Annotated in this window: 24 protein-coding genes, 1 tRNA gene, 1 rRNA gene and 2 pseudogenes; 17 read left to right on the top strand and 11 right to left on the bottom strand. The window is 50.0% G+C overall.

Annotated elements, in window-relative coordinates; genetic code table 11:
* Window positions 1–25 precede the first annotated feature (25 nt).
* Complete coding sequence (locus E5161_RS17210; protein ID WP_136779128.1) at window positions 26–265, bottom strand: alpha/beta-type small acid-soluble spore protein; 240 nt, start codon at window positions 263–265, stop codon at window positions 26–28.
* A 123-nt stretch (window positions 266–388) separates the two neighbouring features.
* Here E5161_RS17210 and nrdR point away from each other — a divergent pair, with 123 nt between their 5' ends.
* The 8 genes from nrdR (at window position 389) to E5161_RS17170 (ending at window position 7777) form a co-directional block, all read left to right on the top strand.
* Entirely contained in the window at window positions 389–850 is a 462-nt protein-coding gene (nrdR, locus tag E5161_RS17205) for a transcriptional regulator NrdR (protein WP_136779126.1), read from the top strand.
* Window positions 851–1036: 186 nt separating this feature from the next.
* Window positions 1037–2095, top strand: a complete 1059-nt coding sequence (locus E5161_RS17200) for a BMP family lipoprotein (RefSeq protein ID WP_246042379.1) — start codon at window positions 1037–1039, stop codon at window positions 2093–2095.
* 63 nt (window positions 2096–2158) lie between these two features.
* On the top strand, window positions 2159–3700 hold the full coding sequence (locus E5161_RS17195) for an ABC transporter ATP-binding protein (protein WP_136779125.1): 1542 nt from the start codon (window positions 2159–2161) through the stop codon (window positions 3698–3700).
* The gene (locus E5161_RS17190; RefSeq protein ID WP_136779123.1) at window positions 3697–4755 is read left to right on the top strand and encodes an ABC transporter permease; all 1059 of its coding nucleotides are present in this window, start codon (window positions 3697–3699) and stop codon (window positions 4753–4755) included. The genes E5161_RS17195 and E5161_RS17190 overlap by 4 nt, the downstream gene beginning before the upstream one ends.
* On the top strand, window positions 4756–5694 hold the full coding sequence (locus E5161_RS17185; RefSeq protein ID WP_246042377.1) for an ABC transporter permease: 939 nt from the start codon (window positions 4756–4758) through the stop codon (window positions 5692–5694). It begins immediately after the preceding gene.
* 338 nt (window positions 5695–6032) lie between these two features.
* Window positions 6033–6108 (top strand) — tRNA-Ala (locus tag E5161_RS17180).
* Window positions 6109–6316: 208 nt separating this feature from the next.
* Complete coding sequence (locus tag E5161_RS17175) at window positions 6317–6802, top strand: RrF2 family transcriptional regulator (RefSeq protein ID WP_136779122.1); 486 nt, start codon at window positions 6317–6319, stop codon at window positions 6800–6802.
* A 57-nt stretch (window positions 6803–6859) separates the two neighbouring features.
* Window positions 6860–7777, top strand: a complete 918-nt coding sequence (locus E5161_RS17170; protein WP_136779120.1) for an NAD(P)/FAD-dependent oxidoreductase — start codon at window positions 6860–6862, stop codon at window positions 7775–7777.
* Between the two features lie 23 nt (window positions 7778–7800).
* Here the strand turns inward: E5161_RS17170 and E5161_RS21190 are convergent.
* Window positions 7801–8087: pseudogene (locus E5161_RS21190) on the bottom strand (DUF2306 domain-containing protein); the annotation flags it as partial.
* On the opposite strand from E5161_RS21190, the pseudogene E5161_RS17160 reads away from it, so the two are divergent.
* Window positions 8066–8347, top strand: a pseudogene (locus E5161_RS17160) (ATP-binding protein); the annotation flags it as partial. The pseudogenes E5161_RS21190 and E5161_RS17160 sit on opposite strands and share 22 nt — an antisense overlap.
* Here E5161_RS17160 and E5161_RS21440 read toward each other — a convergent pair.
* The 3 genes from E5161_RS21440 to E5161_RS17145 form a co-directional block, all read right to left on the bottom strand.
* Window positions 8303–8428: a LuxR C-terminal-related transcriptional regulator gene (locus tag E5161_RS21440; RefSeq protein WP_136779118.1), complete on the bottom strand. Its 126-nt coding sequence runs from the start codon at window positions 8426–8428 to the stop codon at window positions 8303–8305. The pseudogene E5161_RS17160 and the gene E5161_RS21440 sit on opposite strands and share 45 nt — an antisense overlap.
* A gap of 21 nt (window positions 8429–8449) precedes the next feature.
* The gene (locus E5161_RS17150; protein ID WP_136779116.1) at window positions 8450–9187 is read right to left on the bottom strand and encodes an SDR family NAD(P)-dependent oxidoreductase; all 738 of its coding nucleotides are present in this window, start codon (window positions 9185–9187) and stop codon (window positions 8450–8452) included.
* A gap of 192 nt (window positions 9188–9379) precedes the next feature.
* Window positions 9380–10315 carry a VOC family protein gene (locus E5161_RS17145; RefSeq protein WP_425456537.1) on the bottom strand — a complete coding sequence of 312 codons (936 nt, stop codon included), beginning with the start codon at window positions 10313–10315 and terminating at the stop codon, window positions 9380–9382.
* A 212-nt stretch (window positions 10316–10527) separates the two neighbouring features.
* On the opposite strand from E5161_RS17145, the gene E5161_RS17140 reads away from it, so the two are divergent.
* The 5 genes from E5161_RS17140 (at window position 10528) to arsC (ending at window position 14060) form a co-directional block, all read left to right on the top strand.
* The gene (locus E5161_RS17140; RefSeq protein ID WP_246042375.1) at window positions 10528–11115 is read left to right on the top strand and encodes a DUF421 domain-containing protein; all 588 of its coding nucleotides are present in this window, start codon (window positions 10528–10530) and stop codon (window positions 11113–11115) included.
* A gap of 149 nt (window positions 11116–11264) precedes the next feature.
* On the top strand, window positions 11265–11597 hold the full coding sequence (locus E5161_RS17135) for an ArsR/SmtB family transcription factor (protein WP_136779310.1): 333 nt from the start codon (window positions 11265–11267) through the stop codon (window positions 11595–11597).
* Window positions 11598–11649: 52 nt separating this feature from the next.
* Window positions 11650–12123 carry an ArsI/CadI family heavy metal resistance metalloenzyme gene (locus tag E5161_RS17130; protein ID WP_136779112.1) on the top strand — a complete coding sequence of 158 codons (474 nt, stop codon included), beginning with the start codon at window positions 11650–11652 and terminating at the stop codon, window positions 12121–12123.
* 65 nt (window positions 12124–12188) lie between these two features.
* Window positions 12189–13595 (top strand): arsenic transporter, encoded by a 1407-nt coding sequence (locus tag E5161_RS17125; protein WP_136779111.1) that lies wholly within the window; start codon window positions 12189–12191, stop codon window positions 13593–13595.
* A gap of 27 nt (window positions 13596–13622) precedes the next feature.
* Window positions 13623–14060 carry an arsenate reductase (thioredoxin) gene (gene arsC / locus E5161_RS17120; RefSeq protein ID WP_136779109.1) on the top strand — a complete coding sequence of 146 codons (438 nt, stop codon included), beginning with the start codon at window positions 13623–13625 and terminating at the stop codon, window positions 14058–14060.
* 6 nt (window positions 14061–14066) lie between these two features.
* On the opposite strand, the gene E5161_RS17115 is transcribed toward arsC, so the two are convergent.
* The gene (locus E5161_RS17115; protein ID WP_136779107.1) at window positions 14067–15413 is read right to left on the bottom strand and encodes an arsenic transporter; all 1347 of its coding nucleotides are present in this window, start codon (window positions 15411–15413) and stop codon (window positions 14067–14069) included.
* A gap of 335 nt (window positions 15414–15748) precedes the next feature.
* Window positions 15749–15931 (bottom strand): hypothetical protein, encoded by a 183-nt coding sequence (locus E5161_RS17110; protein WP_136779105.1) that lies wholly within the window; start codon window positions 15929–15931, stop codon window positions 15749–15751.
* A 180-nt stretch (window positions 15932–16111) separates the two neighbouring features.
* On the opposite strand from E5161_RS17110, the gene E5161_RS17105 reads away from it, so the two are divergent.
* A complete protein-coding gene (locus E5161_RS17105) occupies window positions 16112–16345 on the top strand; it encodes a hypothetical protein (protein ID WP_136779103.1) in 234 nt (77 codons plus the stop codon).
* 37 nt (window positions 16346–16382) lie between these two features.
* Here E5161_RS17105 and E5161_RS17100 read toward each other — a convergent pair whose 3' ends face one another.
* The 3 genes from E5161_RS17100 to E5161_RS17090 form a co-directional block, all read right to left on the bottom strand.
* On the bottom strand, window positions 16383–17306 hold the full coding sequence (locus tag E5161_RS17100; RefSeq protein WP_136779101.1) for a S66 peptidase family protein: 924 nt from the start codon (window positions 17304–17306) through the stop codon (window positions 16383–16385).
* Window positions 17307–17434: 128 nt separating this feature from the next.
* The gene (locus E5161_RS17095; protein ID WP_136779099.1) at window positions 17435–17776 is read right to left on the bottom strand and encodes a spore coat protein; all 342 of its coding nucleotides are present in this window, start codon (window positions 17774–17776) and stop codon (window positions 17435–17437) included.
* A gap of 12 nt (window positions 17777–17788) precedes the next feature.
* The gene (locus E5161_RS17090) at window positions 17789–18085 is read right to left on the bottom strand and encodes a hypothetical protein (protein WP_136779097.1); all 297 of its coding nucleotides are present in this window, start codon (window positions 18083–18085) and stop codon (window positions 17789–17791) included.
* Window positions 18086–18201: 116 nt separating this feature from the next.
* On the opposite strand from E5161_RS17090, the gene E5161_RS17085 reads away from it, so the two are divergent.
* The gene (locus E5161_RS17085; RefSeq protein WP_136779095.1) at window positions 18202–18552 is read left to right on the top strand and encodes a DUF3846 domain-containing protein; all 351 of its coding nucleotides are present in this window, start codon (window positions 18202–18204) and stop codon (window positions 18550–18552) included.
* Here E5161_RS17085 and E5161_RS17080 read toward each other — a convergent pair.
* On the bottom strand, window positions 18496–19692 hold the full coding sequence (locus E5161_RS17080) for a NupC/NupG family nucleoside CNT transporter (RefSeq protein WP_136779093.1): 1197 nt from the start codon (window positions 19690–19692) through the stop codon (window positions 18496–18498). The two genes, E5161_RS17085 and E5161_RS17080, sit on opposite strands and share 57 nt — an antisense overlap.
* Window positions 19693–20099: 407 nt before the next feature.
* Between E5161_RS17080 and E5161_RS17075 the strand changes: the two genes are divergently transcribed.
* Window positions 20100–20452, top strand: a 16S ribosomal RNA gene (locus E5161_RS17075); the annotation flags it as partial.

Genomic DNA, 20452 nt, shown 5'->3' with positions numbered 1-20452 from the left:
TGAGTGCTTGCATGCTGGCAACTCATTACCGACCGGCTTGTGCTCCCAAAGCAGCGCCACCAGCTTGGCCGGCGAGTTGCTGCTCGGCGAGGGTGATCATTTGGCGAACCATGTTACCCCCGATAGCACCGGCGTCCCGCGTTTGCAGAAAACCGTAGTAACCGTCCTGCGGAAGGGTGACACCGATGGACTGAGCTACTTCATACTTGAGTTGGTCCAGTCCCTGACGTGCTTGAGGAACAAGATTCTGTCTGCGTCCTGGCATTGATCTTCACCTCCTTGCGGTTGGTAGTCGTATTTTGTCCCTTTTGGACGGGTTCATGTGCGGAAATAGGTGGAAATGCGAAGAATTGCCGGAATCATTTGAGCTGGGGGTCGAGATCATTCGATGAAATGTCCTTACTGCGACTACAACGGAACTAAAGTGTTGGATTCCAGACCGGCGAACGACAACAAGTCGATTCGCCGCCGCCGCGAGTGCGAGAAATGCAGCCGGCGGTTCACGACGTTCGAGACGGTGGAGGAAACCCCGCTCGTCGTGATCAAGAAGGACGGCAGCCGGGAAGAATTTAACCGTGACAAAATATTGCGCGGGCTGCTCCGCGCCTGCGAAAAACGCCCCGTATCGATGGATCAGTTGGAGATTATCGTATCGGACGTGGAGCGGGAAGTGCGCAATACGGCATTGTCCGAGGTCGAAAGCGGCGTGATCGGGGAGCTGCTCATGGAACGGCTGTATCCGGTTGACGAGGTGGCTTATGTTCGCTTTGCGTCCGTTTACCGCCAGTTCCGGGACATCAACATGTTCCTCAAAGAACTGAACGGGCTCATCAACAAACACGGCATGTAACGTTCCGTAACGATAGCATGTCCGGAAGGCTGGACGTCGATTCGTCCGAATTCGATCATAAATTCCAAAAAGCCGGATTCCCGGCTTTTTTATTTTGTGCTATATTCTCTCTAAGAAGCGTTTCCAATGGGAGATTGTTTCTTACATAGTGATTCTTTTCACAAATTAAATCGTGGGGGAGCGTCAATGAAATTGAAAAAGTTGTGGAGCGCATGCTTGCTGCTGCTGTCGATTGCGGTTATCACAGCTGGCTGCGGCGGGAAATCCGGGGATTCCGAAAAAAGCAGTAACTCATCGGGCGGAGGCGACATTAAGAGCGCTGTTTATTACGTCAACGGAACGCTGGGAGACAAAGGGTTTTTCGATTCTGCGCAAGCTGGGTTTCAAAAGGCGGGTACGGATCTCGGAATCGACATCAAGACGGTGGAAGGCGGTAACAACCAGGCGGATTGGGCTTCCAGCCTCGAATCGCTTGTAGCCAGCAAAAAATATGACGTCGTGCTGACCGGCACGATCCAAATGGTGGATATCGTCAAAGATTTGGCCAAGCGGTATCCGGATCAAAAGTTCATTTTTTTCGATGAAGTCATCAACGATATTCCGAATGTTTATTCCATGCTGTACTCGCAAAGCGAAGGCTCTTTTCTCGCCGGCGCGTTCGCGGCGCTGGTGACCACCAGCACGGAGCTCAAGGGAGCAAATCCGGACAAGGTTATCGGATTTGTCGGCGGGGTGGACGATCCGATCGTCAACGATTTCAAGTCCGGTTATGAGCAAGGAGCGCAATACATCGACAAGGACGTCAAGATCATCACGTCCTATGTCGGGGATTGGTCGAACGCCCCGAAAGCGAAAGAATTGACGCTTGCCCAATATAATACGCAAAAAGCCGATATTGTGTATCAGGTAGCCGGGGGAGCCGGACTCGGCACGCTGGAAGCCGGCAACGAAGCGGGCAAATATTCGATCGGCGTGGACGCCAATCAAAATCCTCTGTATCCGGGAAGCGTCCTGACCTCGATGCTGAAAAACATCGACACCTCCGTTTTCCGCGCGTTTCAGCTTCTGCAGCAAGGCAAGCTGCCGCTGGGGAAAACCGAGGTGCTCGGGCTCAAAGAAGGCGGTGTAGGCATCGCGAAGGACGATCTTTATGCCCAATATGTGCCGAAATCGATACAAGATAAAATAGCGGAGATTGAGAAGAAGCTTTCCACCGGAGAAATCAAAGTGGAATCGACGTTATAAGCCGAACGTGAGGAGCGGGTGTTGCTCGCTTCTCTTTTTTTGGCCATGGCACGGAGGGATGACATGCCGGCATTACTCGAAATGAAAAGCATTCATAAGGTTTATCCCAATGGTACCGTCGCGAACCGGGGTGTCGACTTTAGCGTGGAGGAAGGGGAAATTCATGCGCTTGTCGGAGAGAACGGCGCCGGCAAATCGACGCTCATGAAAATATTGTTCGGTCTGGAGGCTCCCACAAGAGGCTCAATCTCGTTTAAGGGACAAAGTGTCAGTTTTCAAGGACCTCGAGATGCGATTAAGCACGGTATGGGCATGGTACATCAGCATTTCATGCTCGCGCCGTCCCTTACGGTATCCGAAAATATCGTCCTCGGAGAGGAACCGGCCAAGGGCGTTCTTTCCCTGTTCCGGGACCGCGCGAAAGAACAAGAACGGGTGGCCGGGCTGATCCGCGATTATGGACTGAAAGTCGATCCTGAAGCGCGCGCGGACACGATTCCGGTCGGACAAAAGCAGCGCGTTGAAATTTTAAAAGTGCTGTACCGGGGAGCTAAGCTTATCATATTGGACGAGCCGACCGCCGTCTTGACGCCGCAGGAAACGGACGAGCTGTTCGATTCTTTGAAATCGCTTGTGCGGCAAGGCCATACGATCATTTTCATCACCCACAAGCTGCGCGAGGTGATGCAGATTTCCCATCGCGTGACCGTTCTGCGCGGGGGTCAATCCATCGCGACGCTCGTCACGAAAGAAACGCATCAAGAGGAAATCTCCAGGCTGATGGTGGGACGGGAAGTTCTGTTCCGTGTTCAAAAAACGCCGGCCAGGCCCGAGGAAACGGTGCTCTCCGTGCGCGGATTGGCGGCCTTGGACGACAAAGGCGTTCCGGCCATCCGTCAGGTGTCATTCCGCGTTCGAGCCGGCGAAATATTGGGCATTGCAGGTGTCGAGGGCAACGGCCAGACACAATTAGTGGAGACGATCACCGGGCTCCGCCGTGCCGTATCGGGCGAAATTCGTTATCTCGACCAGGAGTTAAGGAATTTAAGCGTTGCCCAAATCCGAGCGTTTCAAATCGGCCACATTCCGGAGGACCGTCAAACGTCCGGCGCCTGCCTGACTTCGACCATCGCAGACAATTTAATGCTCGATCATTATCGCAACCCCGGATTCAAGATCGGACCTTTATTGCGGAAAAAGAAAATTCGGCAATTCGCCAAGTCGGCCATGGAAATGTTCGATGTACGTGCGGCCAGTGAACAGACGATGGCCGGCGCATTGTCCGGCGGTAACCTGCAGAAGGTCGTCGTGGCCCGTGAATTGTCCAAAAACCCGAAGCTGCTCGTGGCCTCCCAACCGACCCGGGGAGTGGACATCGGAGCGATCGAGTTTATTCATCGTGAAATCATCAAACGGCGGGATGCCGGGGCTGCGGTGCTGCTCGTATCCGCCGAGCTCTCGGAGATCATGGCGCTGAGCGACCGGATCGCGGTGCTTTATAACGGCGAAATCGTCGCACTGCTGGACAACACCCCCGATCTGACGGAACAGGAACTCGGCTACTACATGCTCGGCATCAAGACACAGGAGGTGGCGTCGCAATGAAAACCGGCAAGGCGCTGTATCTCGAACTGGCTGGCATCGCTGCCGCCGTGTTCGCTGCTCTCCTGTGCGGATTTATCGTGATCTTGTTGACGAGCAAAGAACCGTTGTCCGCGATCAGTGCGCTCGTTATGGATCCATTGGCTAACAGCTTCAATATCGGAACGATTTTGAACAAGGCGGTTCCGTTAATGTTGACAGGTCTCGCGATTTCGGTCGTGTTCCAAGCCGGCGTGTTCAGCATGGGCGCGGAGGGCCAGCTTTATGTCGGCGGGTTTCTCGGCTCGCTGGCTGCCGTATATGTGCCGGGATTGCCGGTTTGGGTGCATTTGCCGTTGATTCTGGCGTGTGCGGTGCTGGGAGGAGCGTTGTTCGGGGCAATTCCCGGCGCGTTGAAAGCCTATTGGAACGCCGACGAGATCGTCACTACGCTCATGTTAAATTTTATCGCGATTCTGACCACTTCCTATTTGGTGAACAATGTGTTCAAAGACCCGGAGAGCGGCGGCTATGCCCGAATGCCTTACATCGATCCTGGCTTGCTGCTCGGTAAAATCGTTCCGGGATTTTCGGCGCATGCCGGTTTGCTGGTTGCGTTGGGTGCGGTAGCGGTCGTTTATATGCTGCTTTATCATACCTCGATCGGATATGAGCTCAGGTTGGTGGGGAAAAATCCGCAGTTTGCCAAATATGGCGGGATCGCGACGCCGCGCGTAATCGTGCTCAGCATCGTCATCAGCGGAGCGCTGGCCGGTCTTGCCGGGATCGTGGAGATTCTCGGCATCCATAGCACGTACAAAGATAACTTCTCGGCTGGCCTTGGGTTCGACGGCATCATTATCGCGCTGCTGGCCCGCAACCATCCGATCGGTGTACTCGCGGCCTCGCTGTTTTACGCCTATCTGCAGGTCGGAGCGCAGACGATGCAGGTCGGAAGCGACATGCCGCGCGAGGTCGCCGTCATTATTCAAGTGCTGCTCGTGCTTTTCGTTTCGTCGCAAGCGATTTTTGCCTACATCAAACAAAAATTCGTATCCGGTCAAAAGGCGGTGGGCTGAGTGGTCGTATGGCAAACGATATGGAGCCAAATCATGGATTTGACGTTGATCGTGGTGCTGCTCCGGTTCATGACGCCAATCCTTCTCACCGCACTAGGCGGATTGATTTCGGATATCGGAGGTGTGATCAATATCGGGCTGGAGGGCCTGATGCTGCTGTCCGCGTTTACCTCGATCGCCGTGGCATCGGGGACGGACAGCTGGTTGCTGGGCGTACTGGCGGGTGTGGCCGCATCCGTGCTCATTTGTTACGGCATGGGATTCTTTGCGATTCGATTGAAAGTCGATATCATTATCGCGGGATTCGCAGTCAATATTTTCGGCTCCGGTTTTACCATTTTCCTGATGAGTAAAATATACGGATTGACCGGGAATTACAACCCCACAGGCGCGCCGAAAATTCCTTTGGTCGATATCCCCTTCGTTCAGGATGTACCGGTGCTGGGGAAATTGTTGAGCGGCCACAGCTTGATGGAGTGGATCGCGTTTCTGTCCGTCGTTTTCTGCATCGTATTAATTTACCGCACACCGTACGGCGTCCATTTGCGAGCGGTGGGGGAAGCGCCTCAGGCCGCGAGATCGCTCGGCATTCCGGTCGAGCGTGTGCAGTATTCTGCGCTGGCTTGGAGCGGCGTGTTTGCGGGACTAGCCGGTGCGTTTCTCTCCAACGGGCTCACGAATATGTTCGTGAAAGATATGACGGCGGGTACGGGATTTTTGGCATTAGCGGTCGTGCTGCTCGGCAATCGCAATCCGGCGGGCATTTTGATCGGATCGCTCATTTTCGGCTTGGCCAGCGCATTAACGACCATCGTCCAAACGATTCCGGGAAGTCCCGTTCCAAGTCAGTTCATCCAAATGATTCCATATGTCGTCACCATAGCGGCATTAGTTTTCTTCGCCCTGCGCAAAAAGAGAAGGCTCGAGATAGCAGCCTAAGAGAGCTGACACCATGCCGCTGGCGCTTCGACCGCCCGGAAATGCATCTGCTGTAGCCAAGGCCAAAATATGCATTTCTTGAGCCATTTTATTTGATACGCAAGGAGGCGGCGCTTTCGCCGGGACATGGGTTCCGGCGAGAGCCTTTGGCCCTTATCCCCATCGCTCAGGAGGGGCCTTCCGGTTGGGGCTAAGCGGTGGACAGTAGCCGTGAGCTGCTTAAATTCGCCGATTGGGTGCGTGAATTCGGTGGACAGCAGCGACTACGCTAAGCTGCCGGTAAATGCCATTGACACCGCTGGTTTGGCTGTGATAAACTCAATTTTGTCGTCCGATACGGGGAATTAGCTCAGCTGGGAGAGCGCATCGCTGGCAGCGATGAGGTCAGGGGTTCGATCCCCCTATTCTCCACCATACATAAACTTAACGCAGCCAAATAGAGGCTGCGTTTTTTGTTTGGTGTGCCAATTAAAGCGCATAAAAAATAAGTCGGGATTTCTTATGGATTGCCTTTTTCTCGTTCATTTTCACCTGCTGTCATTGCAGACTGGGGACGAATTGTTTATAATGGACATCGCGGGTCTATAATAGAAACAATCCAATCGAAAGGGAGGAAGCAAAAATACAGTTTTCCAAAAGTACTGATTACGCCCTACACGCCTTAATTCATTTGGCTCACTCGGAGCGTCGCCACAACATTGGAATCAAGGAATTATCTGCGACACTTGGCGTTTCGGAAAGCTACTTATCCAAAATCATGTCCAAGCTGAGGCAGGATGGAATCGTACGCGCTATGCCGGGAGTGAACGGCGGTTACGAGCTTGTACGGCCGGCCGAGCAGATTACATTTCTTGAAGTTATCCAAGTAATCGAAGGAAGACAGCATTTGTTTGAATGCTCGAATTTGAATTCGCAGCAGCATCGGCTATTAGCTGAAGAGACAGCTTCGGAACGGAATCAGGATTGTCAAGGAAAGAGCGAATGTTTGGTTAAAAGGGTGATGGACGGCGCCGAACAGCATTTGTATCAATACTTGCAGGAGCATACGATCCAGTCGGTGCTGGACGCGGCTTCGAAGGACTGCAACCACGCTGGAAACAAGAAGTGATACACTTCTTGTATTTTAATTATGGATATTGAAGATCCATGGAGGTGCCTAAAATAAATGGAAAAACAACTTCTCGATGTGGCGATTATTGGCGGAGGCCCGGCAGGTTTGAATGCCGCCCTCGTGTTGGGACGGGCAAGGAAAAATGTGGCGGTGATCGATGAAAGCCGTCCCCGCAATGCAGTGACTCACGAGGCCCACGGGTTTCTTACCCGCGACGGGATCAGTCCAAGCGAATTTCGGCGGATTGCGAAGGAAGAGATCGGCGCCTATCCGTCAGTTTCTTTTGTGGCGGATACGGCCGTGTCGGTTGTGGGTACGGACGGTCATTTTCAAATTGCGACTGCGCAAGGCAAAACCTTTGGAAGCAAAAAACTGCTTTTTGCCGTCGGAATGAAGGATCGGCCGCTGAACATTCCAGGGCTGGCGGAGGTTTATGGGAAAAGTGCCTTCGTCTGCCCGTATTGTGATGGCTGGGAATTAAGGGACGAGCCTCTTGTTATCATTAATAAGGGGGCTGAGGTCATGCACTTCGCTCCATTGATTTCCGGATGGACGAACCGTTTTACAATCTGCACGAACGGTCCCGCTGAGCTGACGGACGCGCAACGCGAGGAGCTCCGCCGGCATCGTGTCCCCGTATTCGAATCACCGATCCGGTCCATCGACTCAAACGATGGGATCGTGCGGCATGTTGTTCTCGAGGACGGGACAACCATTCCATGTATGGGGCTCTTTTTTAAACCGGAACTGGTTACGGGATCGGACTTGCCACGAGCCATAGGTTGCCAAATCACGGATTCGGGAACGGTCGTCGTCGACGAATTCGGGGAAACGAACGTTCCGGGCGTCTATAGCGCTGGGGATGCGGCATCGAGAATGCATCAGTCCATTGCCGCCGCCTCTATGGGTGCATTTGCCGCCGCGGCCATAAACAATAAACTGAATATGGAGGCTTGGAAGCGAAACGGATGAACCTGGCTCAGTTGACCGCCATTTTTGATGATGACGTTAGGAATAATCAATAGCAGCACAATAGAGCCGTAAACGCCGATCGTGTAGCTGTTGTTGTAATTGAAACCGAATCCGTGAAAAAAAAGAAAAGTCGTCAGATGAATCAACAGGTTCGTGAAACAAAAAGCGTAACTTCGTATCATCAGCTCCGATGCCGGGATATCCGTTTCTTTTTGATTTGGACAAACGCCGTAATGGTGATGAGCAGCCATAATATATTCAGCGCATTGAACCCCATGCTGCTTATTTTTCCCAATCCGGGATACGGGGCCGGGTTTCGTTCCAGAGGAATTGGGGTGCGTATTTGAACCGCTTTACCGCGGCGAAGTATCGAGAAATCGTTCAACAGGCGGAGCGGGATTGAGGTTAACCATTTCGCAGAGAATTTTAAGGCGGCATGGAGGTGAACTTATCGCAAGCAACCATCCGGATAAAGGAGCTCTTCTGTCAGGTTGGTTACCTACGGCTACGATTTGTAGTCTGCCATTAGCTCGGGTGGTCATTGAGGAAAAACTTGCTGAATATGGTTGAAACGTGATTTCTAACGGTCTTGGGACTAATCACGAGGCGCTCGGCAATTGCCGGTGATGCCGGGACATTATGTCCCGGCATTCGGTCAAGGGTTCGATTCCCTTATTGAGCTGTATATCCACCGTCAACGGTTAATGTATTCCCTGTCATAAAAGATGAATCATCGGAAGCCATAAATAATACAGCTTTTGCCATTTCTTCTGCTTTCCCCAGACGTTGCATTGGCGTCATCGAAGCCAGTGTCTTTTTACTTTCTTCAGGAATAATAGGTGTATCAATAAAGCCAGGTGCTAAGGAATTCACACGAATATTTTTTGTTGCATATTCCAGCGCAAGCGAACGAGTTAAATTGAGAACCCCGCCTTTTGCAGCATTATAGGCTGCAGATCCAGGCGAACCGACCCAACCATACATCGAAGCTGTATTGACAATAGAGCCTCCGCCTGATTTTAACATTTCACGAATCGCTTCACGCGCGACTAAAAATACACCGTCTAAGTCAACATTGACGGTGTTGCGCCATTCTTCATAGGGAAGCTCCTCTGTTGGGGTTACACGGCCAATCCCGGCGTTATTAAAAACGATATCTACTTTTGCGAAGGCGTTAGCAGTCTCTTTAAAGATATTTTTTACTTCTTCTTCAATGGTGATATTTGCCTTTACAAAGAGGGCTTCTGCCTGTTTGCCCTTTAGTTCTGCTTCAAAGGCTTTACCTTTTTCTTCATTTAAGTCTACAAGTACGACTTTTGCGCCTTCCTCAACGAATAATCTGGCTGTTGCAGCACCAATTCCTGAAGCTCCACCCGTAATGACGGCAACTTTACCTGATAGTTTTCCCATTTTATAATCCCTCCCAGCATTATATATAACCTTTACACGTAACCTTTACACGTAACCTTTACACGTAACCTTTACACGTAACCTTTACACGTAAATTATTGTCCCCATCCCAAAGAGCATTATGAATGACAAATCGTAACAAGAAAAAACCACATCCCCTGGACGTGGTTTTTGTCGCTAATTTTGAAATGGTTACTTTTCTTCAAACGCGGTTTGCAATTCGGCAATGTTAAACTTTTTCATCTTCAAAAATTTCTGTGTCACGCGATCACGTTGTTTTGGCGTGCCTGTAGTGATCATTTCATCCATAGCGGCGGGGGTGATCTGCCAAGAGATGCCGTACTTGTCTTTAAGCCAGCCGCATTGCTCGGCCTCGGGAACGGCGGAAAGCTTATCCCAGTAGTAATCAATTTCCTCCTGCGTCTCGCAACGGATTAGAAGGGAAATCGCCTCGTTGAAGTTGAACCGGTGTTCCAGTGCGCTGTCCATTGCCGCAAACCAGGTGTTCTCCAGCATAAAGTCGGTGAACATAACCGTCCCCTCTGCGTTCGGCTCTTGGCCTGGCCCATACCGAAAGAGGGTGCCGGGTCTGGCGTTACGGAAAATCGAAAGGTAGAATTCCCGTGCCTCTTCCGCCTTGCCGAAGTTGCTGCCCACAAACATCAAGGAGGGGACAATGGTGGGCCGCGGTTCTCCATCCGGGTTCGTGAGAATGAGCTGCCATGTGACGCCAAATTTGTCCTGGATCCAGCCATACCGTTCGCTAAACGGGTACTTGTCAAGCGGCATAAGGGCGGTGCCGCCGTCGGACAACTTATTCCATACCTCGTCTATCTGTTCTCTCGCGTTCTTTTCACGGGACGGATCAAAATTCACCATAAACGAGATGGAAGGATTCAACTTAAAGAACGGCCCGGCGGAGATCGCCATAAACGGATGTCCCCAGACGTTGAACGAAACGAGATCGCAATCGCCGGAGGGCGTATTATGCAAGGTCGTCGAACTCGTGATTTTGGAATCCGGGAATACAGAGCAATAAAACTCCGCGGCTTCTTGCGCCTCCTTGTCAAACCACAAATGCGGTGTGATGGGTTGAATCAGCGGCTTACCCGTTTTGGCATCGCTCAATTTCATTTTCCTCCTTTGTAAAATTCACGTTGATCAAATCCTATCATAGGTATATTATAGCAAAATTTGGGGTTCCAAATCAGCACCCGCCTCATCACTTTTTGGCTAATATATTCTTATACAAAATGTCCTCATCACCTGTTCTCCGTGGGCATGTGTCAGAATTGAATATTCTTCGGCCGGGTGCCGAATGTTAAGGAGAACATTGGATTTTGAATGATGGTGAGGGTCTGGACTTGGATTTGAGTTTCATATGGGAAGCTTTCGTGGTGTTGTTCGTCGGGTTCTTGTTGATGCGAATTGTCGGCAAAAAAACGGTGGTGGAAATGACCGGTCTCGAGACCATTACCCTCCTGGCCATGGCATCCGTTATTTCACATGCCATCGGGCAAAAAGGTTTGTGGATCACGGTGGCGGTACTTTGTGTTTTTGTTGCTCTGTTAATGAGCATTCAATCCCTTTCGCAAAAATATGAACCGGTTGAGAAGCTATTTATAGGCAAAGCAACCCTTATCATTCAAGATGGTGAAATTATCGAAGAAAATTTAAAAAAGCTGCGTATGTCGGTAGATCAGTTGGAGGCGAAGTTGAGGGAAAAAGGAATTTCCTCCTTCACAGAAGTAAAGACCGGAACCATGGAGATCAGCGGACAAATCGGTTACGAATTGATGAGACATGCAAAGCCGGTGACTATCGGTGAGTTGGAGAAAATTCTTTCTCAGCAGAATTTGAGCCAATCGCTTAACACAAACGAAGAAAACAATCTTTTCCGCGAAGTTATTCAGCATGATCAATCGTAACATTGCCAAAATCAATTTTTTTTGATTTAGTTATTGACCGTTTGGAAAAATCATGGTAACTTGTTTTCAGGCAAATAATCAAGAAAATTTGATGAATCGGCTGTACAGTGACTCCATAAAGAAGGTGGTGACGGAAGTTGATCAAAGAAATCCCAGTAAACGAGACCAAGGCACCTGCCGTTTCTTTCGCGGCATACGAGCAAAAATTTAAAGCGTTAGCCGATGAAAAGAGGCTGCAGATTCTATATGAACTCTGCCAACGGGGCAATACGTGCGTATGCGATCTCACAGAGATTGTGGAAATGCCGCAATCCAAGCTCTCTTATCATCTCAAAATTTTGCTGGACGCCGGGCTTATTATGAAAGAAACGAAGGGCACCTGGAGTTATTACGAGCTCAACCAAGAAGAAATCAATGGCATTCTGTCCGAAAAGCTCTGCTGCATCTTCAGACCGGCAGGAGGCAATACCAGCTGCTGCTGATTTTTTTTAACCGTAATATCAAAAAAAATTGATTTATTGAGGAGTGTTTAACATGAGAATGCATGTCGCCATTAACGTTAGAAACCTGGAGCAGTCTCTCGAGTTTTACAAAAAGCTGTTTAACGCGGAGCCTGCGAAAGTAAAAGACAACTACGCAAAATTTGAGCTCGATAACCCGTCGCTTCACTTTTCGCTAAACGTGCGTCCTTACGACAATAAAGGGGTGTTAAACCATTTCGGTTTTCAAGTGAAGAATACAGAAGAAGTGCTGGCGGCAAAAACGCGGCTGCAAGAAGCGGGCCTCGTATCCTTCGATGAAATGAACACCACATGCTGTTATGCGGTGCAGGATAAAATTTGGGTGACGGATCCGGAAGGCAACCCTTGGGAAGTGTTCTACACCAAACAAGACAGCGAATTTGAAGCGGCGGAAGACCGTATGGCCATGCCAAGTGTTTGTTGTGCCACACCCGCTCCCGAAACGATTGAAATGACAGATTTTCGGGCAAAAAGCTCATGCTGCTAATTCGACATACACTTGATATATTTAACTAAGTTACACACCGTCACAGCTGCGATATAGGAGGCACCATGGTTATTACAGCTTCTTTGATCTTTTTACTTACGCTCACTTTCGTTATCTGGCAGCCCAAGGGACTGAATATCGGCTGGTCTGCCGCGGGAGGAGCGATCCTTGCATTACTGTTTGGTGTTGTTAGTTTTTCGGATGTAGGCACCGTAACCGGTATTGTTTGGAACGCCACCCTAGCCTTTGTTGCGATCATCCTGATCTCGCTTGTTCTAGATGAAATCGGATTTTTTGAATGGGCTGCCCTTCATATGGCGCGTCTTGCCGACGGAAGTGGGAGGCTGATGTTTGTCTATATCATCTTGCTGGGCGCGGGAGTAGCTGCCTTTTTTGCAAACGACGGCGCAGCGCTGATTATGACGCCAATTGTTCTGGCCATGGTCCGGTCGCTTAAATTTGATGAGAAAATGGTACTGCCGTTCATTATGGCGAGCGGCTTTATATCGGATACCGCGTCTCTTCCGCTTGTGGTAAGTAACCTTGTGAACATCGTATCGGCCGACTTTTTTGGAGTGGGATTTGCCGAGTACGCAAGCCGAATGATTGTACCGACCTTCTGCTCGATAGCCGCAAGCCTTCTGGTGCTGTTTCTGTATTTCCGTAAAAACGTTCCGCAGAAATACAATTTCGCACAACTCAAACAACCGCATGAAGCTATAAAAGATATGAGGCTGTTCAAACTGTCGTGGGTTATTCTTGTGGTACTGCTTGTCGCTTACTTTTTAAGCGAGTGGTTCACCATTCCCGTTTCCTTAATTGCAGGAATTGCAGCCATTGCGTTCCTTCTTGCAGCGAGAAAAAGCCCGGAGATCCACACGACAAAGCTGATCAAGGGAGCTCCTTGGGCGGTTGTTATTTTCTCGATCGGTATGTATGTCGTCGTGTATGGTCTGCGTAATGTCGGTCTTACAGATATGCTTGGCGGCTTCATACAATTCGTTGCCGATCAGGGGCTGTTTGCTGCAACAGTGGGAACCGGATTTATTGCGGCAATTCTGTCGTCGGTTATGAACAATATGCCAACCGTCATTATCGATGCCCTCGCCATTAAAGGCACCGATACACATGGGGTCATTCGCGAAGCGCTGGTATATGCGAATGTAATCGGATCTGACCTGGGACCGAAAATCACACCGATCGGATCGCTTGCCACGCTTCTCTGGCTTCATGTGCTTTCCAAAAAGGGCGTCAAAATCAGCTGGGGGTACTACTTTAAAGTCGGTATTCTGCTCACGGTCCCGACGCTTTTCTTGACGCTGGCCGGACTTTACTTGTGGCTTGCTTTTGTTTCAAACAGCAGCATCAATGTCTGGATATCCATCGTCGCGGTTGCGCTTGTCATTTTCCTGATCGCCATGCTTGTTAAGTCCATCAGGGCCAATAAAGCGGCAGACCATCAAGGAGCTTGAGCAATAAATTAAAAGGAGAATATCAAAATGGGAAAGAAGCCGATTGTTTACTTTTTATGCACCGGAAACTCTTGCCGAAGCCAAATCGCCGACGGGTTTTTAAAAGCTCTGGGCGGCGATAAATATGAAGTTCAAAGCGCAGGGTTGGAGGCACATGGACTTAACCCAAGAGCGGTGCAGGTGATGAATGAAGCGGACGTTGATATCTCCACAAACACATCCAACACGATCGATCCGGATATTTTGAACCGTGCTGATTATGTCATCACGCTTTGCGGCCACGCCGACGAGCACTGCCCGGTGATTTCCAACCCCAACGTGATCAAATGGCACTGGGGCTTTGATGACCCGGCGAAAGCAACCGGCTCCGAAGCGGAGATCATGAACAAGTTTCGCGAAGTACGCGATTCGATTAAAAGCCGTATCGAGCAGTTCGTTGAAGAAGGTAAATCATATTTTGGCTAAGATGATTCAAAAAATCCATTCCACCCAATAAGCGAGAATCACCAAGGTAAAACATGCACTTATCGGAATGACGCGGAATGTCACTTTGAGATATTCACCCCAAGTAATGTGGACATGTCCCTTCTTGACGATGTGCATCCACATTAAGGTCGCTAATGTCCCAATAGGCAGAAGAAGAGACCCTACATCACTTCCGATGACGCTTGCCAAGTACGAAATCTTCAACGTAATGGGACTAAGATCCATATCGGTCAAGGTCAGCGTACCGACCATTAACGCAGGATGATTGTTAAAGATGTTGGACAAGATGGAGAGCAGGAAGCCCATCCCTACGCTGGCTTGCAGTAAACCGCCGGAAACGATCGGCTGCAGGGTGTGGACCAGCCACACGGTTAATCCGATGTTATTCAAACCATATACGATCACATACATGGAGAATGCGAACACGAGAATATACCAAGGTGTTTTCTGAATCATATCGCGGGGCGAGATCTTCAGGAAGTACCAACGCCACGCCAACAATGAAACGGAACCGATCACCGCCATAGCCGACACGGGAAAGTGAAGGTAGGACGCGGCGAAAAGACTGATACGGACGCAAAAGACGAAAATCAGGATATTGCGCATGAACCGGACTCTTTTATCTGCCGGGATCAGTGAGGAGTCATCTTTTAACGGGTGATATCTACCCTCCGGATGCCGATGTTCCGGACGAAACGCCGGCAATTTGCGAGGAATGACGCGGTAAAAGTTGACGTACAACAGGAGAGCCAGAAGGACAAGTCCCAAGGAAGCCGGAATAAACATCATTGCCGTGTGCATGTAAAGATCCATGTGAACGATCTTAAGCGCGATGAGATTGACGATATTGCTTACTCCGATCGGTGCGCTGGATGCCGTTGCGATTAACGCTCCGGACAGAAGGTAAGGAATTTTTTGATGGTTTCTGAGGTTCATCCGCTTCAGCAGCATTAACAAAATCGGCGTTGTGATCAGAATGCTGCCGTCATTGTTCACGAACAGGGTCATAAGAAAACAGAGAAGGTTGGTGTACCAGAATAGCCTGATTCCTGAGCCTTTGGACCGTTTAATCAGTTCCTCGGCCGCCCACTGGAAGAATCCGAAGCTTTCCAGCACGATCGCCATGACGATCGTTGCCATAATGGTTATGGCTGCTCCCCCGATTGTTTCTGCTATAGTTCCAAGATCGGCCAGCGAGACGCTGCCGCTCAACAGCACAATGACCGCGCCGATCGTCGCCGGGATCGCTTCATTGATATGGGGCCTCCAGAAAATAAAAGCGATCGTGCATAAAAAGGCGGCAATCGTTGTCACAACCATGATGTCTTGCATCCTTGCCAAACCTCCTTTGCTTTTTCTAAGATGCTGTGCCTGCGTCAAACCTTATCGATAGGCTGTTATTCTGCTAAGCTCCCCCCTCTCATCTGTCTTGTCCTCATAGCTTCATAGTATGTAAAACTGACATAGCCTGTACGATACACTCTCCCTATAACGCAATAATCCAACGAATGGCTACCCCTTATGATTGTCTTTTATTGATGTTTGACTACGTACTGCGTTCACCTCATGAGGACGTTTTTCTCGCCATGATGTTTTTCAATGCAGGAGATTTGCCATAAAAAAAGCGCAGCCACAGAGGCTGCGCTTTAAATAACTTAAAGTGATAATTACCCATAATAATGCATCGGAATAAAGTGGTAGTGATGATAATAGTGCGGATAGTGATGGTATAAAGCCGTATAATGATGCTCAGGGTAATGATAGAATTGATGTCCGTACGGCGAAGGAAGATATCCGGGACCACCGTAATAGAGCGGAGCGATAGGCTGCCTTAATCGTGGTTGACTCATGCATGCTCTCCTTTCCTAACCGGGTGATTCATCCTATTCAGCGGTGGAAAGAAGGGCACTCGTCCTTGTAAAATTGGGCATGCATCGGTTCCGTGAACGGCAGGCGATTTGGGCTCAACAAAACCGGGATATGGGCATACGCTGAAGAGAAATTCACAATAGCGAAGGGATGAGGGCGGCTTGGCACTGACAAATCCTTATTATTCGTATCCCGTATATTCTCCGGTTTCAAATTTGATGCAGGAAACGTTAACGGTGGTTGAACCTTGGGTTCAACATGGGATGTGGGAAGCTCAAGCCATATCGACGGAACACGCCTTAAGAGAGGCAGCGGCAATCACTTACTTGATCGGAAGAGGGTACTACCCGCAAACCGCCCACCGGATCGTCGAATCCTGGTGGCACCGTGAATAACGAAAAGCGCAGCCGATGACGGCTGCGTTTTTCGTTTTTATATGGTAACGGTGGGTTGAGCGACAGTCAACGTATTGTTGATCGTATTCAAATTGACCGCCGCGCCGATCGGCAGTGCCGCTTTATAGGTTCCGTGCGCGGTTGTGAGGTTCGTCATCAACGGCTTGCCGAGCGGGACCATGAAATTGTCGATTAAATTCTGGTAGCTCACGCCGTATGCTTCAAGGCATCCCGTGCATTCTCCCATAATAATGCCGGCGCAGTCCCGAAATTTGCCGGACAGCCTTAAATGCTCCAGGTACCGGTAGACCGTATTGATGGGCTCGTGTGTTTCTTCTAGAAGAAGAATTTTACCCCGTACATCGATTTCGAACGGCGTTCCCAGCGTATCGACGAACGAAGTAAGATTGCCTCCGACAAGTATTCCCGTGACGTTGCCTGGAACTCTGCTGATTAGAGGAATTCCGGGGGGATTTAAGATTTGCCGTAACGGCGAGTACATGGACGTCGCCGAGAAAAACTGGTTGAAATTATAGGCGGGCGTATCGGATCTGAAGTCAATGAGGAGCAGACTTTGGAACGTGATCAAATCTACAGCTTGATGAAGAACATTTAACAAGATCGTGATATCGCTGTAGCCGGTTACGATTTTCGGGTTGTTGCGGATCACCGAATAGTCAAGGTAGGGTAGGATGCCGGCCACTCCGGTACCACCCCGGGTCGGAAGGATCATTTTGACCTGTGGGTTTGCGAACATCATCATCAAATCGGAGGCCCGATCCGCGTCCGTTCCGGCAAGAAACCCGGTTTGATCATAGACATGCCGCCCTAGTATCACATTCAATCCTAAAGATCTCAAATATTGAATTCGTGCATTTATCGTATTGGCGTCCAACGGGCTGCCTAAAGTGACAACGCCGACGGTATCGCCCGCTCGCAAAATCGGCGGTGCAATGGGCATAAGCCACCGTCCTCCCCGCTCTACTACAGCCGCAGTTTTTCTGTAGAGTATATTCGCGGTTCCGGCCGTCGATAACAAAAAAAGCCGGATCCTGAATCGTTCAGGTTCCGGCCGGCCGATCTACCGGTTTAGGAATAAGGGAATTGGGAAGCGTAGTTGCTGAATTGCTGGTAGGCCTGATCGAGTTTGGTTTGCTGTTCGGCTTCCAGCTTATAATGTCCTTTTCGGAACATTAACTCGTACATTTCGTACTGGCACTGATGGGTCTCGTTCAAAATCGTCATGACATCTTGGTGGTAATCCGGATGGCTGGCCTCTCTGGCAGAGACGTTAAAGCTGTCGGTCAAATATTTCTCAAATGCTAAAATGTCGTTCACGCGGTCGCGGTCGTTCATTTCCGGCCCTTTTACTTTAGGTTCGTTCAGAGGTTTCGGGTTTTTAATCGTTTGGGGGCTTCGATTTTGGCTCATTCCGATCGCTCCTTAATGCTGCATGGAATGGACGGTTTCCATTCCGGACGCATTATTGATTTGCAAATGCTTCAACAACAGCTCGTAATGCCGTTGATGCATTCGACCGGCCTTATCGATCGCTTGGCTGATTTCCGGATCGGTGCACTCTTGCGCAAAATGACGGCATTTTTTCATCGCTAGGATCTCCCAAGATAGCTGATCCTTTAAATAAAGGAAGTCCTTAGTCGTGATGACTTTGGGAGGCTGCTGCATGATCGCCTGCTGTTGACCTTGTGATTGAGATTGGGCTTGAGTCTGGGTTTGCATTGTCGCCGATTGCTCCTTTCCAGATTCAGCGGTTCACCTGTTAGTGTGCCGTCGGGTAAAAAATTTATCCACATGGAAAGACTATATTTAATGGATTAGAAAGGAGCAAAACATCAATGCCGAACATATTGGTGGCGATTCCCGGTCAGAAAGTGGCCGTTCAAACCATATCCGAGGGCCAACAGGCATTGCATGAAATGCTCGGGGGATCGCTCGAATGTGTGGAGTTGGGAAACGACTTTATTTTATATTGCAATCAAGACAGCAACGAGCAGGGTTTACCTGTGAATCCCCATTTCTCGCAAGGACTGATTAAAGGCCCGTTCATCATTACAAAAAAAGCCGAGGATATCGGACTCAGCGAGAACGATATCCGATATATCTTGCGGAACTATATTCGGGGCATGAGCTCACCAAACGAACAGACCGACCACCATGGCCGTGAGGAAGGACACCAGCAACCCTGAAGCCAGAAGGCGCCATGTATGGGCGGCGATATAAGCGGTTTTGTCTTGGTTGAACAGCGCCTTTACGCTGCCGAGGATGATGCCGACGGTAGTGAAGTTGCAAAAAGAGACAAGGAACGAGGAGATTACCGCCTCGGTATGCTTATCCAGCCGGGGCAAAATCGGATTCAAACGCGCCATCGCGACAAATTCGTTAGTCGCCAGCTTCTCGCCCATAAACTGAGCCACAGTAAACACATGAAGAGGCGGCACGCCCATCAGATAGGCAAACGGAGAGAACAAGAGGGCGAAAGCATTCTCGAGTGAAACCCGATGGTCGATCAGATTGAGGATGCTATTGAAACATTCGATCAGAGCGGTAAAGCCCATCAGAGCTGCGGCGATAATGAGCGCCATTTTGCCCCCGGTCAGCATGCTTGTTGTGATCACGTCAAAGAAATTCCGTTTTTCCTCCGCTGACGGTTTGTACACGATATCTTCCTGCTTCGTCACTTTGTAGGGGTTGATTATGGAAGTCATCATGAGCGCGCCGACTGCGTTCAAGGGGATCGCGATCAGGACGTAGGTCGGATTGATCAACTGCATGTAGCCGCCGAGCACGCCCACGCTGATACACGACATACCCAGCATGCAAGCGGTGAGAAGCCGCTTGTTGTCCATTCTGACAAGTTGATCCCGCGTGATGGCAAGTACTTCGTTGTTTCCGAGAAACATGACTTGTGTGGCAAAAAAGCTCTCAAAGCGCGGCGTTCGCGTCAGCTTGGATAACAGCCAACCCACCGTATTGATAATGGCCGGGAGGATCCCGAAAAACGTCAGGATGTCAAAGAACACGACAATAAAAATGATGGGCATCAGCACGGAGATAAAGAAAGGCGCTTGACCGGTCTTGGGAACCAGGTTTCCGAATACGAACCGAATACCGGCCATGGAACAATCGATCAGCCACAGGAAAAAACGCGCCACCGCCTGGATAACCTGCTCACCCACAGCGGTTGAAAGCATGATCCATGTGATCAGAAACTGCAGCACCAGCATAATGATAATCGACTTGAGGTCGATTTTTTTGCGATCCAGCGAGCTGAAGTAGGCAAGCACGAACACGACGACAATACCCACCACATTGATCACAACGGGCATGCAAGGTCCTCCCGCCAAATTGAAGTATCCTTCTTTTGTCCCAATATGATGGCGTATATACCAATGGAATAATCTAGCGGTTGCAAGCTGCTTCTCCGCGAGGTATGATGTTATTCCTGCGCCGGACACGGCCGGGACATCGCAAGAAAGTTTGCGAGATGGAAATAATTGATGGTTGCAAGCGAGCGGCCATCGCGGTATGATGTAATTCCTGCGCCGGAAACGACGCGGAAGAGCAAGAATAGAAGTTCTGACAACCGACCGCGGCTAACGCCGCTGGGTAGCGGGTTGCAGTGTTGCTCCTTGAAAACTGAACATCGAGCGTAATACGGACCCTGTCGTTTCATTTGAGACGATGGACAACGATTTAAAATTGAGCCATCATGGCTCTCTAATAAAGTTTCACCTTTATGGAGAGTTTGATCCTGGCTCAGGACGAACGCTGGCGGCGTGCCTAATACATGCAAGTCGAGCGGATCTCTGAAGGAGCTTGCTCCTGATGAGATTAGCGGCGGACGGGTGAGTAACACGTAGGCAACCTGCCTGCAAGACCGGGATAACATTCGGAAACGGATGCTAAGACCGGATACGCAGTTTCCCCGCATGGGGAGACTGGGAAAGACGGAGCAATCTGTCGCTTACAGATGGGCCTGCGGCGCATTAGCTAGTTGGTGAGGTAACGGCTCACCAAGGCGACGATGCGTAGCCGACCTGAGAGGGTGAACGGCCACACTGGGACTGAGACACGGCCCAGACTCCT

The sequence above is a fragment of the Cohnella pontilimi genome (assembly GCF_005049045.1).
Classification (GTDB): domain Bacteria; phylum Bacillota; class Bacilli; order Paenibacillales; family Paenibacillaceae; genus Cohnella; species Cohnella pontilimi.
Note: the sequence above shows the minus strand (reverse complement) of the source record. Positions and strands in the feature narration are given on the sequence as shown.

Bases quoted from the DNA above. Each gene is read 5' to 3' on its own strand.
- E5161_RS17170 (WP_136779120.1), top strand. From the start codon at position 6,860: ATGGAAAAACAACTTCTCGATGTGGCGATTATTGGCGGAGGCCCGGCA.
- E5161_RS17090 (WP_136779097.1), bottom strand. From the start codon at position 18,085: ATGCAAACCCAGACTCAAGCCCAATCTCAATCACAAGGTCAACAGCAG.
- E5161_RS17115 (WP_136779107.1), bottom strand. From the start codon at position 15,413: ATGCAAGACATCATGGTTGTGACAACGATTGCCGCCTTTTTATGCACG.
- E5161_RS17100 (WP_136779101.1), bottom strand. From the start codon at position 17,306: ATGCCCATTGCACCGCCGATTTTGCGAGCGGGCGATACCGTCGGCGTT.
- nrdR (WP_136779126.1), top strand. From the start codon at position 389: ATGAAATGTCCTTACTGCGACTACAACGGAACTAAAGTGTTGGATTCC.
- E5161_RS17130 (WP_136779112.1), top strand. From the start codon at position 11,650: ATGAGAATGCATGTCGCCATTAACGTTAGAAACCTGGAGCAGTCTCTC.
- E5161_RS17210 (WP_136779128.1), bottom strand. From the start codon at position 265: ATGCCAGGACGCAGACAGAATCTTGTTCCTCAAGCACGTCAGGGACTG.
- E5161_RS17125 (WP_136779111.1), top strand. From the start codon at position 12,189: ATGGTTATTACAGCTTCTTTGATCTTTTTACTTACGCTCACTTTCGTT.
- E5161_RS17200 (WP_246042379.1), top strand. From the start codon at position 1,037: ATGAAATTGAAAAAGTTGTGGAGCGCATGCTTGCTGCTGCTGTCGATT.
- E5161_RS17085 (WP_136779095.1), top strand. From the start codon at position 18,202: ATGCCGAACATATTGGTGGCGATTCCCGGTCAGAAAGTGGCCGTTCAA.
- arsC (WP_136779109.1), top strand. From the start codon at position 13,623: ATGGGAAAGAAGCCGATTGTTTACTTTTTATGCACCGGAAACTCTTGC.
- E5161_RS17190 (WP_136779123.1), top strand. From the start codon at position 3,697: ATGAAAACCGGCAAGGCGCTGTATCTCGAACTGGCTGGCATCGCTGCC.
- E5161_RS21440 (WP_136779118.1), bottom strand. From the start codon at position 8,428: ATGCCGGGACATAATGTCCCGGCATCACCGGCAATTGCCGAGCGCCTC.
- E5161_RS17150 (WP_136779116.1), bottom strand. From the start codon at position 9,187: ATGGGAAAACTATCAGGTAAAGTTGCCGTCATTACGGGTGGAGCTTCA.
- E5161_RS17095 (WP_136779099.1), bottom strand. From the start codon at position 17,776: ATGAGCCAAAATCGAAGCCCCCAAACGATTAAAAACCCGAAACCTCTG.
- E5161_RS17080 (WP_136779093.1), bottom strand. From the start codon at position 19,692: ATGCCCGTTGTGATCAATGTGGTGGGTATTGTCGTCGTGTTCGTGCTT.
- E5161_RS17195 (WP_136779125.1), top strand. From the start codon at position 2,159: ATGCCGGCATTACTCGAAATGAAAAGCATTCATAAGGTTTATCCCAAT.
- E5161_RS17110 (WP_136779105.1), bottom strand. From the start codon at position 15,931: ATGAGTCAACCACGATTAAGGCAGCCTATCGCTCCGCTCTATTACGGT.